Annotated in this window: 12 protein-coding genes and 2 tRNA genes; 3 read left to right on the top strand and 11 right to left on the bottom strand. The window is 70.2% G+C overall.

Translation table 11 applies throughout. The features are described from left to right. Positions 1-135 precede the first annotated feature (135 nt). From ndk to BLW82_RS28455, 5 genes are all read right to left on the bottom strand, one after another. A complete protein-coding gene (gene ndk / locus BLW82_RS28475; protein WP_093503045.1) occupies positions 136-549 on the bottom strand; it encodes a nucleoside-diphosphate kinase in 414 nt (137 codons plus the stop codon). 217 nt (positions 550-766) lie between these two features. Next, on the bottom strand, positions 767-1,123 hold the full coding sequence (locus BLW82_RS28470) for a DUF4233 domain-containing protein (RefSeq protein WP_093503043.1): 357 nt from the start codon (positions 1,121-1,123) through the stop codon (positions 767-769). A 2-nt stretch (positions 1,124-1,125) separates the two neighbouring features. Beyond that, positions 1,126-2,664 carry a bifunctional tetrahydrofolate synthase/dihydrofolate synthase gene (locus BLW82_RS28465; RefSeq protein WP_371131425.1) on the bottom strand — a complete coding sequence of 513 codons (1,539 nt, stop codon included), beginning with the start codon at positions 2,662-2,664 and terminating at the stop codon, positions 1,126-1,128. Continuing rightward, positions 2,657-5,155 carry a SpoIIE family protein phosphatase gene (locus tag BLW82_RS28460; RefSeq protein WP_093503041.1) on the bottom strand — a complete coding sequence of 833 codons (2,499 nt, stop codon included), beginning with the start codon at positions 5,153-5,155 and terminating at the stop codon, positions 2,657-2,659. The genes BLW82_RS28465 and BLW82_RS28460 overlap by 8 nt, the downstream gene beginning before the upstream one ends. A 212-nt stretch (positions 5,156-5,367) precedes the next feature. After that, positions 5,368-7,998 carry a valine--tRNA ligase gene (locus tag BLW82_RS28455; RefSeq protein WP_093503039.1) on the bottom strand — a complete coding sequence of 877 codons (2,631 nt, stop codon included), beginning with the start codon at positions 7,996-7,998 and terminating at the stop codon, positions 5,368-5,370. A 137-nt stretch (positions 7,999-8,135) separates the two neighbouring features. Between BLW82_RS28455 and BLW82_RS28450 the strand changes: the two genes are divergently transcribed. Continuing rightward, a complete protein-coding gene (locus BLW82_RS28450; RefSeq protein WP_093503037.1) occupies positions 8,136-9,113 on the top strand; it encodes a hypothetical protein in 978 nt (325 codons plus the stop codon). A 79-nt stretch (positions 9,114-9,192) separates the two neighbouring features. On the opposite strand, the gene clpX is transcribed toward BLW82_RS28450, so the two are convergent. The 5 genes from clpX to BLW82_RS28425 form a co-directional block, all read right to left on the bottom strand. Beyond that, a complete protein-coding gene (clpX, locus tag BLW82_RS28445) occupies positions 9,193-10,479 on the bottom strand; it encodes an ATP-dependent Clp protease ATP-binding subunit ClpX (RefSeq protein WP_093503035.1) in 1,287 nt (428 codons plus the stop codon). 202 nt (positions 10,480-10,681) lie between these two features. Further along, positions 10,682-11,347 carry an ATP-dependent Clp protease proteolytic subunit gene (locus BLW82_RS28440; protein ID WP_093508330.1) on the bottom strand — a complete coding sequence of 222 codons (666 nt, stop codon included), beginning with the start codon at positions 11,345-11,347 and terminating at the stop codon, positions 10,682-10,684. A gap of 73 nt (positions 11,348-11,420) precedes the next feature. Continuing rightward, positions 11,421-12,026, bottom strand: coding sequence for an ATP-dependent Clp protease proteolytic subunit (locus BLW82_RS28435; RefSeq protein WP_093503033.1), 606 nt, complete (start codon positions 12,024-12,026; stop codon positions 11,421-11,423). Positions 12,027-12,349: 323 nt separating this feature from the next. Continuing rightward, positions 12,350-13,744, bottom strand: a complete 1,395-nt coding sequence (gene tig / locus BLW82_RS28430) for a trigger factor (RefSeq protein ID WP_177233095.1) — start codon at positions 13,742-13,744, stop codon at positions 12,350-12,352. A gap of 187 nt (positions 13,745-13,931) precedes the next feature. Then, positions 13,932-14,008, bottom strand: a tRNA-Pro gene (locus BLW82_RS28425). 175 nt (positions 14,009-14,183) lie between these two features. Here BLW82_RS28425 and BLW82_RS28420 point away from each other — a divergent pair. Continuing rightward, positions 14,184-14,254: transfer RNA gene (locus tag BLW82_RS28420), tRNA-Gly, on the top strand. Positions 14,255-14,357: 103 nt separating this feature from the next. Here the strand turns inward: BLW82_RS28420 and BLW82_RS28415 are convergent. Next, positions 14,358-14,552 carry a hypothetical protein gene (locus BLW82_RS28415; protein ID WP_093503029.1) on the bottom strand — a complete coding sequence of 65 codons (195 nt, stop codon included), beginning with the start codon at positions 14,550-14,552 and terminating at the stop codon, positions 14,358-14,360. Between the two features lie 458 nt (positions 14,553-15,010). Between BLW82_RS28415 and BLW82_RS28410 the strand changes: the two genes are divergently transcribed. Further along, a complete protein-coding gene (locus BLW82_RS28410; protein WP_093503027.1) occupies positions 15,011-16,129 on the top strand; it encodes an acyltransferase family protein in 1,119 nt (372 codons plus the stop codon).

The following is a 16,129-nucleotide window of genomic DNA, read 5'->3' as shown; positions in this document are numbered from 1 at the left end:
GCCGAGGGACGGCCGAAATCGCCGGCCGTCCCGGGCCCGTCCCAGGCCGTGCAGCTCAGTGGACTGACGCCTCGTCAAGAACTTCCACGAAAAATCCGTACGGGCCCTTCGCGGGGGGCCTGCCGGTCGCGGCGGCTACGCGCGGCCGGGGAAGAAGATCTTGACCTCGCGCTCGGCGGACTCCTCGGAGTCGGACGCGTGGATCAGGTTCTCGCGGACGATCACACCGAAGTCACCGCGGATGGAGCCGGGCGCGGCGGCGATCGGGTCGGTGGGGCCGGCCAGGGCGCGGATGCCCTCGATGACCCGCTCGCCCTCGACGATCAGGGCGACGGACGGGCCGGCGGACATGAACTCGACCAGCGGCTCGTAGAACGGCTTGCCGACGTGCTCGGCGTAGTGCTGCTCCAGCGTGGCGCGCTCCAGGGTGCGCAGCTCCAGCGCGGTGATCTGCCAGCCGGCCTTGCGCTCGATACGGCTGATGATCTCGCCGGTCAGGCCCCGACGAACGGCGTCGGGCTTGAGCAGGACGAGGGTGCGCTGGGTCACGGGAGGGCTCCTTCGGTACTGGCCGGGTGCGGTGAGGAGAGGCTACAGGGCTGGTCTGAGCGCCCGTTACACAGTGTGCGGCTCGGTGAGGCGGCCGTCCTCGGGAGCTGCCGCCCCCGGACCACCGCATCGGCCTGAACGGCCTCGTCCTCGGACGCCGGACGCGCCGGGATGTGGCGCCGCCCGGCCGGGACGCGGTGCCGGCCGGTCCTCGTCCTCAGGCACCCGACGGGCTGTCCTGGGCGCTCTGCGCCGCGAAGCGGGCCTTGGCCTCGTCGATCTTCCTGCCGTAGTGGACGGACGCCCACCACAGGCCCGCGAAGATCGCGCCCATGAAGTACATGGTCGGGACGTAGATCCCGGACGCGACCAGGGCGATCTGCAGGGCCCAGCCGAGGGCGACGCCGCCGGGGCGGGTGAGCACGCCGCACAGGGCCAGGCAGAGGAACATGGCGATGCCGCTGACCAGCCACACCGTGGAGGCGGAGAGGCCGGGGTCCTTCATGGCGACCAGTGCGGCGAAGCCGATGACGAAGAACTCGCCGATCAGGGTGGACGAGCAGAGCGTGCGCATGGTCAGGCCCTCCCGAGGAGCAGTCGGGCCTCGCCGACGGTGATGACGGAGCCGGTGACGAGGACGCCGCCGCCCGCGAACTCGCCCTCCTCCTCGGCCAGCGTGATCGCGGCCTCCAGGGCGTCGGGCAGCCGCGGCTCGACCTGGACGCGGTCCTCGCCGAACACCTCGACGGCGACCGCGGCCAGCTCGTCCGCGTCCATCGCGCGGTGGCTGGAGTTCTGGGTGACGACGACCTCGGCGAAGATCGGCTCGAAGGCCTCCAGGAGGCCGCGGACGTTCTTGTCGCCGCTGGCCCCGACCACGCCGATCAGCCGGCTGAAGTCGAAGGCCTCGCCGACGGCCTCGGCGGTGGCGCGGGCGCCGGCCGGGTTGTGGGCGGCGTCGAGGACGACGGTGGGCGAGCGTCGTACGACTTCGAGGCGGCCCGGGGCCGAGACGGCCGCGAAGGCCTTGCGGACGGTGTCGATGTCCAGGGGCTCGGGGCGCTGGGCGCCGACGCCGAAGAACGCCTCCACCGCCGCCAGGGCGACGGCCGCGTTGTGGGCCTGGTAGGGGCCGTGCAGGGGCAGGTAGACCTCGTCGTACTCGCCGCCGAGGCCGCGCAGGGTGAGCAGCTGGCCGCCGACGGCGACCTGGCGGGCGACGACGCCGAACTCCAGGCCCTCGCGGGCGACGGTGGCGTCCACCTCGACGGCCTTCTTCAGGAGCACCTGCGCCGCGTCGACCGGCTGCTGGGCCAGGATCACGGTGGCGTCCTGCTTGATGATGCCGGACTTCTCGCCGGCGATCTCCGCGGTGGTCTCGCCGAGCCGGTCGGTGTGGTCGAGGTCGATGGGGGTGACGACGGCGACGTCCCCGTCGATCACGTTCGTCGCGTCCCAGGAGCCGCCCATGCCGACCTCGACGACGGCGACGTCCACGGGGGCGTCCGCGAACGCCGCGTACGCCATGCCGGTCAGCACCTCGAAGAAGGAGAGCCGGTACTCCTGCTGCGCGTCGACCATCTCGACGTAGGGCTTGAGGTCGTTGTACGTATCGATGAACCGCTCGGCGGAGACGGGGGCGCCGTCGAGACTGATGCGCTCGGTGATCGACTGCACGTGCGGGCTGGTGTAGCGGCCGGTACGGAGTTCGAAGGCGCCGAGCAGGGCCTCGATCATGCGGGCGGTGGAGGTCTTGCCGTTGGTGCCGGTGATGTGGATCGAGGGGTACGACCGCTGCGGCTCGCCCAGCACGTCCATGAGGGCCGCGATCCTGGTGACCGACGGCTCCAGCTTGGTCTCGCCCCAGCGGGTGGCGAGCTCCGCCTCCACCTCGCGCAGGGCCCGGTCGACCTCGGGGTCCTCGGGGCGGCCCGGGACGTCGGCCTGCTGCGGGCCGCCCCGGGTGCGCAGGGTCCGGCTGCCGGCCTCGATCACCGCGAGATCGGGGTCGCGTTCCGTCTCGGCCTCGACGATCTCGTCGAAGCCGTCCTCGGAGCCGTCCTCGAAGTCGCCGTCGAAGCTCTCATGGGGGTCGCGCGGGGGCAGATCACTCACGGCACCAGTCTACGGAGCCCGGCGCGCGCGTGGACGCGTCGGGCACCGGGAGCGGCTGCTCGCACCAGATCGTCTTGCCGGTGGAGGTCTGCCTGGTCCCCCACCGCTGGGTGAGCTGGGCCACCAGCAGCAGGCCGCGGCCGCCCTCGTCGAAGACCCGGGCCCGCCGCAGGTGCGGGGCGGTGCTGCTGCCGTCGGAGACCTCGCAGATCAGCATCCTGGTGTCGCGGATGAGCCGGAGGTGGATCGGGGTGCCGCCGTAGCGGACGGCGTTCGTGACGAGTTCGGAGACCACCAGTTCGGTGGTGAAGGAGAGCTCGTCCAGCTTCCAGGAGGCGAGCTGCTCGGTGGCCAGGGTCCGGGCCCCCGCGACCTGCTCGGGGTCCGCGGGGACCTCCCAGGCGGCCACCTGGTCGCGGGGCAGCGCGTGGGTGCGGGCGAGCAGCAGGGTGACGTCGTCGGCGGGTTCGCCGGTGCGCAGCGCGGCCACCACCCGGTCGCAGGCCGCCTCCAGCGTCTCCCCCTCCCCGGCGGACGTGAGCGTGCGGCGCAGCCGGTCGAGGCCGTGGCCCATGTCGAGGTTGCGGGAGTGCACCAGGCCGTTGCTGAACAGGGCGAGGAGCGAGCCCTCGGCGAGGTCCAGCTCGGTGGTCTCGAACGGCAGCCCGCCGAGCCCGAGCGGCGGCCCGGCCTGGCCGGGGGCCGGCTCCACCGACCCCTCGGGCGTGATCACGAAGGGCAGCGGATGGCCCGCGCTGGCCAGGGAGCAGTGCCGCGAGATGGGGTCGTAGACGGCGTACAGGCAGGTCGAACCCACCTCACCGGCCTGTTCCCCGGCGCCGTCGTCGAGGTGCAGGACCAGGTCGTCGAGGTGGGTGAGGAGTTCGTCGGGTGGCAGGTCGACGTCGGCGAGGGTGCGGACCGCCGTGCGCAGCCGGCCCATGGTGGCGGACGCCTGGATGCCGTGGCCGACGACGTCACCCGCGACCAGGGCCACCCGGGTGCCCGACAGCGGGATCACGTCGAGCCAGTCGCCGCCGACGCCGGCCCGGGTGCCGGTGGGCAGGTAGCGGTAGGCGAAGTCGACGCCGGGGCAGTCGGGCAGGCCGTGCGGGAGCAGGCTGCGCTGGAGTGCCAGCGCGGTCTCGCGCTCCCTGGTGTAGCGGCGCGCGTTGTCGATGGCGGTCGCGGCCTTCGCCGCGAGTTCCTCGGCGTCGGACAGGTCGTCCTGCTCGAACGGCGGTGAGTCCCGGGTGCGCCAGAAGACGATCACTCCCATCAGGACGCCCTGTGCCGACAGCGGTGCGGTGATCAGCGAGCCCATGCCGTAGTCGAGGAGCTGTTCGGTGCGCCGCGCGTCGGGAAACCTCGCTGTGCGGGTGACCCGGAGGTCGGCCATGAGGGCCGCGGCGGCGTCGGTGTGGCGGGTGGCGCCGGGCGGCGGGTCCACGGCGATCAGGGCACCGGTGGGGGCCAGCGGGGAGTCGTCGCGGACGCCGCCCCGGGCGACGCGCCGCAGGACGGTCTCGGCGGCCGTCGGCTCGCCGCCGTGCAGCACGGACTCCTCCAGGTCGACGGTGACGAAGTCGGCGAAGCGCGGGACGGCGACCCGCACCAGCTCGTCGGCGGTCCGCCCCATGTCCAGGGTGTTGCCGACGGCGGTGCCGGCGTCGTAGAGCAGCCGCAGCCGCCGGTGGCTCTTCTCCAGCGAGCCCGCCATCGTGTTGAACGCGGTCTCCAGCTGCCCGATCTCCCGGCGTCCGGACGGCGGCACCCGGGCGGCCATGTCCCCGGCGGCGAGCCGGGTCGCGAAGCCGGCCATCCTGCGCACCGGCCAGACGATCACCCGGGTCACGTAGGCGCCGTAGGCGACGATCAGGAGGACCGCCGCGCCGACGCCGACCGACGCGGAGATCGTGAGCATGCGCATCCGGGCCTCCAGCGCGTTCTCGCGCCGGTTGATCGCGGTGCGCTCGGTGCGGACGTAGCGGGCGAACTGGTCCCGGAGTGCGTCGAGCCGCCGCTTGCCCTCCATGGTCCGCACCGTGCTGCTCGCGTCGGGGTCGCCGCGCCGGGCCTCGGCCACGAGCGGGACCGAGTAGTCGTCGACGAAGGACTGGCCGGACCGCTGGATCTGCTGGGCGAGCTGCCGCTGGACGGAGGACGTGCTGACGTCCACGAGCCGCTGCGCCTGCGCGGGATAGGAGGCGCGGGCGGCCCGCCAGGGCTCCAGGAACGCGTCCTGGCGGGTGATGATGTAGCTGCGCTGACCGCCCTCCATGTCGAAGAGGGTGCCCTGGACCACGCCGACCTGGGTCAGGGCGGGCCGGCCGCTGCGCGCGGAGAGCAGGGAGTGCTGGGCGTCCTCGATCGCGAGGACCAGCATCAGGAAGACGAGGCCGATGAGCACGGCGAGCAGGCCGCCCGCGCCGGCCGCCAGGGGGACCAGTCCCCGGTGCGGAGGTGTCCTCGTTCGGCCCCTGTGCTGCATGTGGGCGTTCCCTCCACCGCATAACACCAAAAAGGAACATTAGGGTCATGTTCCTACTTCTGGATTGTAGGGCGGTGACTGGTGGGCGCTTTGTGACCCGGACGGCCCGGAAGCGGCCCGGGAGCCGGCCGGGAGCAGGCGCCGGAAATGGGCGCAGGCGTCCGGCAGCCCCTTGGGAGGGGCTGCCCGGACGCCTGCGGGGGACGCTCCGGTTACGCCGGCGGAAGGCGGTCCAGCTGGGCCTGGATGCGGGCGATGTCCTCCTCGGCCTTGGCGAGCCGGGTGCGGATCTTCTCCACCACGTTGTCCGGGGCCTTCCCCAGGAACGCCTCGTTGCCGAGCTTGCCCGTCGCCTGCGCCTTCTCCTTCTCGGCGGCCGCGAGGTCCTTCGCGAGGCGCTTGCGCTCGGCGGCCACGTCGATGGTGCCGGACAGGTCGAGGGCGACCGTGGCGCCGGCCACCGGGAGGGTCGCCGTCGCCGCGAAGGCCTCGCCCTCGGGCTGGAGGCGCAGCAGCTGGCGGATGGCCGCCTCGTGCGGGGCGAGGGCCGTGCCGTCGAGGGTCAGGCGGGCCGGGACCCGCTGGCCGGGCTGCAGGCCCTGGTCGGCGCGGAAGCGGCGGACCTCGGTGATGACGGACTGGAGGCTCTCGATCTCCCGCTCCGCCGCCTCGTCGCGGAAGCCGCTGTCGGCCGGCCAGTCGGCGATCACGACCGACTCGCCGCCGGTCAGCGTCGTCCACAGGGTGTCCGTGACGAAGGGGACGACCGGGTGGAGCAGCTTCAGGGTGACGTCCAGGACCTCGCCCAGGACGCGCCGGGAGACCTCGGCACCCCGGCCGCCCGCCTGGAACGTCGTCTTGGACAGCTCGACGTACCAGTCGAAGACCTCGTCCCACGCGAAGTGGAAGAGGGAGTCGGACAGCTTGGCGAACTGGTAGTCGTCGTAGAACGCGTCGACCTCGGCGACCGTTTCGTTGAGTCGGGAGAGGATCCAGCGGTCCGTCGCCGACATCTCCGACGGGTCCGGGAGCGGGCCCTCGACGGTCGCGCCGTTCATCAGTGCGAAGCGGGTGGCGTTCCAGATCTTGTTGGCGAAGTTGCGGGAGGCCTGGACCCAGTCCTCGCCGATCGGGACGTCGGTGCCGGGGTTGGCGCCGCGGGCCAGGGTGAAGCGGACGGCGTCGGAGCCGTACTTGTCCATCCAGTCCAGCGGGTCGACGACGTTGCCGAAGGACTTCGACATCTTCTTGCCGCGCTCGTCGCGGACCAGGCCGGTCAGCGCGATGGTGCGGAAGGGGACCTCGCCGTCCATGGCGTAGAGGCCGAACATCATCATCCGGGCGACCCAGAAGAAGATGATGTCGTGGCCGGTGAGCAGGACGTCGGTCGGGTAGAACTTGCGCAGGTCCGCGGTCTGTTCGGGCCAGCCGAGGGTGGAGAACGGCCACAGGCCGGAGGAGAACCAGGTGTCGAGGACGTCGGTGTCCTGCTTCCAGCCCTCCGCCTCGGTGCCGGGCGGCTGCTCGTCGGGTCCGACGCAGACGACCTGGCCCTCGGGGCCGTACCAGACCGGGATGCGGTGGCCCCACCACAGCTGGCGCGAGATGCACCAGTCGTGCATGTTGTCGACCCAGTCGAAGTACCGCTTCGACATGTCCTCGGGATGGATCCGCACCCGGCCGTCGCGGACCGCGTCACCGGCGGCCTTCGCGAGCGGACCGACCTTGACCCACCACTGCATGGACAGGCGCGGCTCGATGGTGGTCCTGCAGCGCGAGCAGTGGCCGACGCTGTGGACGTACGGGCGCTTCTCGGCGACGATCCGGCCCTGGGAGCGCAGGGCCGCGACGATGGCGGAGCGCGCCTCGAAGCGGTCCAGGCCCTGGAAGGGGCCGTGGACGGTGATGACGGCGCGCTCGTCCATCACGGTGATGGACTCCAGGCCGTGCCGCTGGCCGATCGCGAAGTCGTTCGGGTCGTGGGCCGGGGTGACCTTGACGGCACCCGTGCCGAACTCGGGGTCGACGTGCGTGTCGGCGACGACGGGGATCGTACGGTCCGTCAGCGGCAGCTTGATCCGCTTGCCGACCAGGTGCCTGTAGCGCTCGTCGTCGGGGTGGACGGCGACGGCGGTGTCGCCGAGCATGGTCTCGGCACGCGTGGTGGCGACGACCAGCGTCTCGTCACCCTCGCCGTACTTGATGGAGACCAGCTCGCCGTCGTCCTCCTGGTACTCCACCTCGATGTCCGAGATGGCCGTCAGGCAGCGCGGGCACCAGTTGATGATGCGCTCGGCGCGGTAGATCAGCTCGTCGTCGTAGAGCTTCTTGAAGATGGTCTGGACGGCCTTGGACAGGCCCTCGTCCATGGTGAAGCGCTCGCGGTCCCAGTCGACGCCGTCACCGAGCCGGCGCATCTGGCCGAGGATCCGGCCGCCGTACTCTTCCTTCCACTGCCAGACCCGCTCGACGAACTCCTCGCGGCCCAGGTCCTGACGGGACTTGCCCTCCTCGGCGAGCTGCTGCTCGACCTTGTTCTGGGTGGCGATGCCGGCGTGGTCCATGCCGGGCAGCCACAGCGACTCGAAGCCCTGCATGCGCTTGCGGCGGGTCAGCGCGTCCATCAGCGTGTGCTGGAAGGCGTGGCCCAGGTGGAGGGAGCCGGTGACGTTCGGCGGGGGGATGACGATGGTGTACGCGGGCTTGTCGCTCTTCGCGTCGGCCGCGAAGTAACCGCGCTCTACCCAGCGCTCGTACAGCGGCCCCTCTACGTCGGCCGGCGCGTACTGGGTCGGCAGTTCGGTGCTGGGCGCTGTGGGCTGCTGCTGAGCATTCTCGGTCACGCGGCCCAGTTTAGAGGTGTCCCAGGGCTGTCCCGAAACGCGTTTGTTCCGTAACGGTGGGCACCCTCGCGCCATGAGCCCCCCGTGACTGCGCCAGGATGTCAGGAACACATAAGCATCTGGAGGGGAACCCAGAGATGAGCTACAACCAGCCGGGCCCGTACGGCGGGCCGCCGCCCCCGCAGCAGCCGGGACCGTACGGGCAGCAGCCGGGTCCGTACGGCGGGCCGCCGCAGGCGCCGCAGCCCGGCTACGGCTACCCGCAGCAGGCTCCGCCGGCGGCCCCGCCGCAGCCGGGGCCCTACGGGCAGCAGCCGCCGCAGCCGGGCTACGGCTACCCGCAGCAGGGCGTTCCCCCGCAGCCGAACCCGTACGGCCAGCAGCCCCCGTACGGCCAGCCCCCGTACGGCGTTCCGCAGCCGCCGGCTCCGGAGGGCGGGAAGAAGCGGACGGGGCTGGTCGTCGGGGCGGTGGCGGTGGTCGCCGCGATCGCGGTGGGCGCGTACTTCGTCCTCGCCGGGGGCGGCGGTGGCGGGCTCAAGGACGACGGGCCGCACAAGCTCTCCGCGCCGGCCTCGATCCTGTCCGCCAAGTACAAGCGGGTGGGCGACTCCAGCGAGCAGAAGGCCAGTTCGAGCGACGCCGAGGACCTCGCCAAGTCCGGTGTCACCGATGCCACTTCGGTCACCGCGATCTACTCGACCATCGACCTGGAGTCCCTGGACACCAGCAACCCGGCGGACGTGGCGAAGGCGCAGACCGCCGAGAACGTCACCCTCTTCGGGGTGTACGGCACGGTGAAGGACCCGCAGGCCGCGTTGGACGCCACCTTCGCCAACATGAAGAAGGACGGCACGTCGGACGACAGCGTGCAGCTGGTCGGGGACGCCCGAACCGTCTCCCCCGACGGGCTGGACGGCGCGGTGATGAAGTGCCAGCAGGCCAAGGGCAAGAACCAGCTCACCGGCAAGGCCCAGACGGCCTACTTGTGCATCTGGGCGGACTACAGCACCGTCGGCATGGTGGAGCCGACGGCGGCGGTGAAGACGTACGGCCTCGACGAGTCGGCGAAGATCGCGGCCGACGTACGGGGTGAGGTGCGCGTCGCCAGGTAGCCGCGGCTGACGCACACCGGCACACGCACAGGCGCCGGGCCCTTGGCAAAGGGCCCGGCGCCTGTGCGTGTGGACGGGGTTACGCCGACTTCTGCTCCCCCGCGCCCCGCCCGCGGGCGTCGCGCGGGATCAGGGTCGGGTTGACGTTGGAGTGGACGACGTCGGCCGTGATGACGACGCGGGCCACGTCCTTGCGGGACGGGACCTCGTACATCACCGACATGAGGACCTCTTCCATGATGGCGCGCAGGCCGCGGGCGCCGGTCTGGCGGAGGATCGCCTGGTCGGCGATGGCCTCCAGGGCCTCGCGCTCGAAGTCCAGCTCCACGCCGTCGAGTTCGAAGAGACGCTGGTACTGCTTGACGAGCGCGTTGCGCGGCTCGATCAGGATCTGGAGGAGGGCTTCCCGGTCGAGGTTGTGGACGCTCGTGATGACGGGGAGACGGCCGATGAACTCCGGGATCATGCCGAACTTGACCAGGTCCTCGGGCATGACGTCCTCGAACTGGTCCTTGGACTGCAGTTCGCGCTTGGAGCGGATGGTCGCGCCGAAGCCGATGCCCTTGGCGCCCGCCCGGGACTCGATGATCTTCTCCAGGCCGGCGAACGCACCGCCCACGATGAACAGCACGTTCGTTGTGTCGATCTGGATGAACTCCTGGTGCGGGTGCTTGCGGCCGCCCTGCGGCGGGACCGAGGCGGTGGTGCCCTCCAGGATCTTCAGCAGGGCCTGCTGCACGCCCTCGCCGGAGACGTCCCGCGTGATCGACGGGTTTTCACTCTTCCGCGCGACCTTGTCGATCTCGTCGATGTAGATGATCCCGGTCTCGGCCTTCTTGACGTCGTAGTCAGCGGCCTGGATCAGCTTGAGGAGGATGTTCTCCACGTCCTCGCCCACGTAGCCGGCCTCCGTCAGCGCGGTGGCGTCGGCGATCGCGAACGGCACGTTCAGCATGCGGGCCAGGGTCTGCGCGAGGAGCGTCTTGCCGGAGCCCGTCGGGCCCAGCAGGAGGATGTTGGACTTCGCCAACTCGATGGCGTCGTCACGGCCCTGGGCGCCGCCGTTCTCCCCCGCCTGGACGCGCTTGTAGTGGTTGTACACCGCGACCGAGAGCGCCTTCTTGGCGGGCTCCTGACCCACCACGTAGCCCTCCAGGAACTCGTAGATCTCGCGGGGCTTGGGGAGTTCCTCCCAGCGCACCTCGCTCGTCTCGGCGAGCTCCTCCTCGATGATCTCGTTGCAGAGATCGATGCACTCGTCGCAGATGTACACACCGGGCCCTGCGATGAGCTTCTTGACCTGCTTCTGGCTCTTGCCGCAGAACGAGCACTTGAGCAGATCGCCGCCGTCACCGATGCGTGCCACGGTGTGCTTCCCCTTCGCCTGGGAGACGCCTGGACTCTCTCGAATCCAGCGGCTCCTGGTGCTGCCTTATGTCGACGGTACCTTGCCGGGCCCCCCGTACGGGCCCCCCTTGGCACGGTTCACTTTGACGTGCACCTTGCCGTGCGCGCGGTCGAACCGTGCCAAGAGCGGCAGAGAATACATTCTCTGTCAGCGGCCTCCGTCAGCGGACGTCGGTGTTGTTCATCTTCCGGGTGGAGATGATCTGGTCCACGATGCCGTACTCCAGCGCTTCCTCGGCCGTGAGGATCTTGTCGCGCTCGATGTCCTCGCGGACCTGCTCGATCGCGCGGTTGGAGTGCTTGGCCAGCATGGCCTCCAGCTGGTCACGCATCCGCGTGAACTCCTTGGCGATGATCTCCAGGTCGGAGAGCTGGCCGCGGCCGGTGGAACCGGCCGGCTGGTGGATCAGCACCCGGGAGTTCGGCAGCGCCATGCGCTTGCCCGGCGTGCCGGCGGCCAGCAGGATGGCCGCGGCGGAGGCCGCCTGGCCCATGCAGACCGTCTGGATGTCGGGCTTCACGAACTGCATCGTGTCGTAGATCGCCGTGAGGGCGGTCATGTCGCCGCCCGGGCTGTTGATGTAGATCGAGATGTCGCGGTCGGGGTCCATCGACTCCAGGCACAGCAGCTGCGCCATGACGTCGTTGGCGGAGGCGTCGTCGATCTGGACGCCGAGGAAGATCACGCGCTCCTCGAAGAGCTTCGCGTACGGGTCGTACTCGCGGATGCCCTGGGAGGTGCGCTCGACGAAGCGCGGGATGACGTAGCGGGCGTCGGGCCGGGGCCCGTCGTAGCGGGCGTCAGCCGTGCCGGGGATGTTGCTCATGAGGGTGTTCACCGTCCTGGTGGCGTTCGGGGGGCTGGAGTCTCGGCGGAGCGTGGCGTGGCCGGGCCTGGTCTCAGGCGCCGGTGCCGCCGCCTCCCGGAACACCGGAGGCATGCGTGATGATCTCGTCAATGAGACCGTACTCCTTGGCCTCTTCCGGGGTGAACCAGCGGTCGCGGTCGCCGTCGCGGATGATGGCCTCGACGGTCTGGCCGGAGTGCTGCGCGGTCAGCTCGGACATGCGCTTCTTGGTGCGCAGCAGGTACTCGGCCTGGATCTTGATGTCCGAGACGGTACCGCCGAGGCCCGCGGAGCCCTGGTGCATCATGATGTCGGCGTGCGGCAGCGCGAAGCGCTTGCCGGCGGCGCCGCCGGTGAGCAGGAACTGGCCCATCGAGGCCGCCATGCCCATCGCGATGGTCACCACGTCGTTCGGGATGTACTGCATGGTGTCGTAGATCGCCATGCCGGCCGTCACCGAGCCACCGGGGCTGTTGATGTAGAGGTAGATGTCCTTGCCGGGATCGGCCGCGAGCAGCAGCAGCTGCGCGGTGATCTTGTTCGCGATGTCGTCGTCGACCTGCTGGCCCAGGAAGATGATCCGCTCACCGAGCAGCCGGTTGTACACCTGGTCGCCGAGACCGCCACCGATAGAAGGCTCGCCGGCGGCGGAGGGCATCAGATTCGTCACGTATCCACCTGCTCGTCTGTACGACGGCGCCGGGCCGTCTCACGTTTCCGTAGCCGGGGGCTTGGCTGCCCTCGTACTCATGGACCCTAACGCGATGGTCCCTTCGGGGAATCCCGGTAACAGGGCTGTTCGCCGGGGGCGTAGTCGCCTTCGGCGGCGGTCCGGCCGCTGTTTCGCCGTGTGTGAAGGTGCGTGGGCGTGTGCGGGTGCGTCGTGGTCGCCCGCGCGGTTCCCCGCGCCCCGGGGGACGGCAAAGGGGCCCCCGGGATGGTCCCAGGAGCCCCTGTGCGCCGTTATGGGCGCCGTAGGGCTCAGCCCTCGGTCTTCTCCTCGGCGGGGGCGTCGGCGGCCTCGTCGGCGGCCTCAGGGGCCTCCGTCGCGGTCTCGTCCTCGTCCTCGTCGTCCAGGTCGACGATCTCGCCGTTGGTGTCCTTCACCGTGGCGGCCTCGACCACGACGGCCAGGGCCTTACCGCGGGCGACCTCGCCGACCAGGAGCGGGACCTGCCCGCCTTCGACGACGGCCTGGGCGAACTGGTCGGGGGACATGCCCGAGGAGGCCGCGCGCCGCATGAGGTGCTCGGTGAGCTCCTCCTGGTTGACGTTCAGCTTCTCGATCTTGACCAGCTCGTCGAGGACGAACTGGGTCTTGATGCCCTTGACCGCGGCCTCGCGGGTCTCGGTCTCGAACTCCTCGGCGGTCTTGCCCTGGATCTCCAGGTACTTGTCGAGGTCGAGGCCCATCTGGGCGAGCTGGTGGTGCTCCAGGTTGTGCTTGCGGGTGTTGATCTCGTCCTCGAGCAGCTTCTCGGGGACGGGCACCTCGACGAGCTCCAGGAGCTTCTCCAGGACGCGCTCCTGGGCCTGCGTGGCCTGGTCGTACGTCTTCATGTCGGCGAGGCGCTTGCGGCTGTCGCCCTTGAGCTCGTCCAGGGTGTCGAACTCGGAGGCGAGCTGCGCGAACTCGTCGTCCAGCTCCGGGAGTTCGCGGGCGGCGACCTGGGTGACCTTGACGGTGACCTCGGCCTCGCGGCCGGCCGCGGAGCCGCCCTTGAGCTCGGAGGTGAAGGTGGCCTCGCCACCGGCCTCCAGGCCCTTCACGGCGTCGTCGATGCCGTCCAGCAGCTCGCCGGAGCCGATGGTGTAGGAGACACCGCTGGCGATGCCGTCCTCCAGCACCTCGCCATCGACCTTGGCCTCCAGGTCGATGGTGACGACGTCGCCGTCCTCGGCGGCCCGCTCCACCGGGGAGGTGGAGGCGAAGCGCTCGCGGAGCTGCTCCACGGACTTCTCGACGTCCTCGTCCGTCACCTCGACGGCGTCGACCTCGACCTCGATGCCGGAGTAGTCCGGGATCTCCAGGGCCGGGCGGACGTCGACCTCGGCGGTGAAGTTCAGCGTCTCGCCGTCCTTCAGCTCGGTGATGTCGACCTCGGGCTGGCCCAGCGGGTTCAGCTCGGCCTCGTTGACCGCTTCGGTGTAGAACTTCGGAAGCGCGTCGTTGACGGCCTCCTCCAGCACCGCTCCGCGGCCGAACCGCTGGTCGATGACGCGGGCCGGGATCTTGCCCTTGCGGAAGCCCTTCACCGTGACCTGCTGGTTGATCTTCTTGTACGCCGCGTCGAGGCTGTCCTTGAGCTCCTCGAAGGGCACCTCGACAGTGAGCCGAACCCGGGTCGGGTTCAGGGTCTCCACGGCGCTCTTCACGGTTCGGTCTCCTTGTGGCTGACTTCTCGGGTTCTGCCGGCGCCAGAGGGGCCCGGCGGAGTTTCGCCGCCCGGAGGAGTTCGCAGGCCACCGTAGACGGGGCCGGGACACACGGGCGCGCAGCTTGCATAGTAACCGCAGCGGCTCAGCGCCCCAAAAGGCGATCAACACGGACGCCGTCAGGTGGTGGTCGGGGTGGCGGGATTTGAACCCACGGCCTTCCGCTCCCAAAGCGGACGCGCTACCAAGCTGCGCCACACCCCGTTTCGGTGCGACACGTAGGGTACATGCCCGGGCCGCCCGCGTAGGCCGCTTTGTTCACCCGCACGGGCATCGCCCGGCCGCCGCTTTCGCGCCGCCCCATCGCGTTGGCCTACGCGCCGCACGACCCGCTACGATGCCTTCTGTGCCGCGGTCCCCGACCTGCGGCGCGTGTTGTGCGGGCGTAGCTCAATGGTAGAGCTTCAGTCTTCCAAACTGACTACGCGGGTTCGATTCCCGTCGCCCGCTCCGAATGGCTCAGGCCCAGGTCACCGCTGGTTCTACTCGGTGACCTGGGCCTGAGTCGTTGTCGGTCACCGCCGCCGGGGTGCGCGCCGGCCGGCTCCCGCGGTCAGAAGTTGATCGAGTTTATGGTCTGCGCCAGCGAGTCGAGGAAGCGCTGGATGGAGGGGGCCATCCCGGTGGACGCGAGGAAGAAGCCGAACAGGACGGCGACGATCGCGGGGCCCGCCTTGATGCTCCCCCCTCTCATCATCACCACAAGGATGATCGCCAACAGCAACACCACAGACAGTGAAATGGCCACAACTGATCACACCCTCGGTCGGTCCGCTCTCCGGCCTGGGGTACGGCCCCGCACCCCGCCAGATCCATCGTGCCACCAACCCGGCCGCACTATGCGGTTCGTGACACAACGTCGACAACTCACCGCACACCGACAACTGCCCGCACTGCAATTCGAGGCCCCACCCGCCCACGGATCCACGGCAATTGACGGACATGGTTTCCGTGTCCACACAACTCGTGCGCAGCCAATTCGAATTGTTGACACAGGCGTGGCAAGGCCCGGGAACCTGTGGTCGTTATGCCCCAATTAGTAGGGATGAATAGGGACATCACGGCTGTAAGTGCCGCATGGAACTGCAAAGGCGCAGGCATCGGCCCCGGTAAATCCCACGGCGATCAAGATTCGGTTCCCGCCGATTCCCAGGAATCACCCCGGCCGTTTTACGGAATCCCACAGGCGACGCTAGGGTGCCTCAGATGTTTGCCGCCGCCACGTCCCCCGGCCAGAACCGCACACCACGCCCCCCGGCCCGGCCGCCGGCGGGCAGATCGCGCGACGCGTTCTTCGACAACGCCAAGTACCTGGCGATCGTGCTCGTCGCGATGGGTCACTCATGGGAGCCACTGAAGGGCGACAGCCGCGTCCTGGAGGCGGCGTACTGCGTCGTGTACGCCTTCCACATGCCGGCGTTCATCATCATCTCCGGCTACTTCTCCCGGAACTTCGACATGCGCCCGGACCGGCTGAAGCGGCTGGTCACCGGGGTCGTCGTCCCCTATGTCCTGTTCGAGACGGCCTACTCGCTCTTCCAGCGCTTCGTGGTCGGCGACACCGGCCAGGACATCAGCCTGCTCGACCCCTGGTACCTGACCTGGTTCCTGTGCGCGCTGTTCGTCTGGCGCCTGACCACGCCCCTGTGGCGGGCGGTCCGCCATCCCCTTCCGGTCGCCTTCGGCATCGCGATGCTGGCGTCCGTGTCCCCGAGCATCGGTGACGACCTCGACCTCCAGCGGGTGCTGCAGTTCCTGCCGTACTTCGTGCTCGGCCTGTGCCTGCGGCCGGAGCACTTCCGGCTGGTGCGCCGGTGGCCGGTGCGGATCGCCGCGGTGCCGGTGTTCGCGGCCGCGCTGGCGTTCTCCTGGTGGTCGGTGCCGCGGATGAACACCGCGTGGTTCTACCACCGGGACTCCGCGCAGGAGCTGGGCGCGCCGTGGTGGTGCGGGCCGGTGATGGTGCTCGCCATGTTCGGCTGCTCGATGGTGCTGACGGCCGGCTTCTTCTCCTGGGTACCGGGCCGGCACACGTGGTTCACGGCACTGGGCGCGGGCACGCTGTACGGCTACCTCCTGCACGGCTTCGTCGTGAAGTACGGCCTCCACGCGGGCTGGTTCGACCCGCGGTGGCTGCACGGGCCGGCCGGCGAGATCCTCGTCACGGCGCTCGCGGGCGGGTGCGTGACGCTGCTGTGCACCTCGCCGGTGCGGCGGGTGTTCCGGTTCTCCATGGAGCCGCGGATGGACTGGGCGTTCCGGCGGGACACGGCGGAGCCGGGCCGCGAGCGGGAGCCGCGGAGCCGGGAGACGGCCGGCGCGTGA

Origin of the sequence: Streptomyces sp. Ag109_O5-10, assembly GCF_900105755.1 — a bacterium.
Classification (GTDB): domain Bacteria; phylum Actinomycetota; class Actinomycetes; order Streptomycetales; family Streptomycetaceae; genus Streptomyces.
This window is presented reverse-complemented; position numbering and strand designations above follow the sequence as displayed.

Coding starts and splice junctions, on each gene's coding strand:
- BLW82_RS28470 (WP_093503043.1), bottom strand. CDS start 1,123: ATGCGCACGCTCTGCTCGTCCACCCTGATCGGCGAGTTCTTCGTCATC.
- BLW82_RS28460 (WP_093503041.1), bottom strand. CDS start 5,155: ATGCAGCACAGGGGCCGAACGAGGACACCTCCGCACCGGGGACTGGTC.
- BLW82_RS28450 (WP_093503037.1), top strand. CDS start 8,136: ATGAGCTACAACCAGCCGGGCCCGTACGGCGGGCCGCCGCCCCCGCAG.
- BLW82_RS28440 (WP_093508330.1), bottom strand. CDS start 11,347: ATGAGCAACATCCCCGGCACGGCTGACGCCCGCTACGACGGGCCCCGG.
- BLW82_RS28435 (WP_093503033.1), bottom strand. CDS start 12,026: ATGCCCTCCGCCGCCGGCGAGCCTTCTATCGGTGGCGGTCTCGGCGAC.
- BLW82_RS28410 (WP_093503027.1), top strand. CDS start 15,011: ATGTTTGCCGCCGCCACGTCCCCCGGCCAGAACCGCACACCACGCCCC.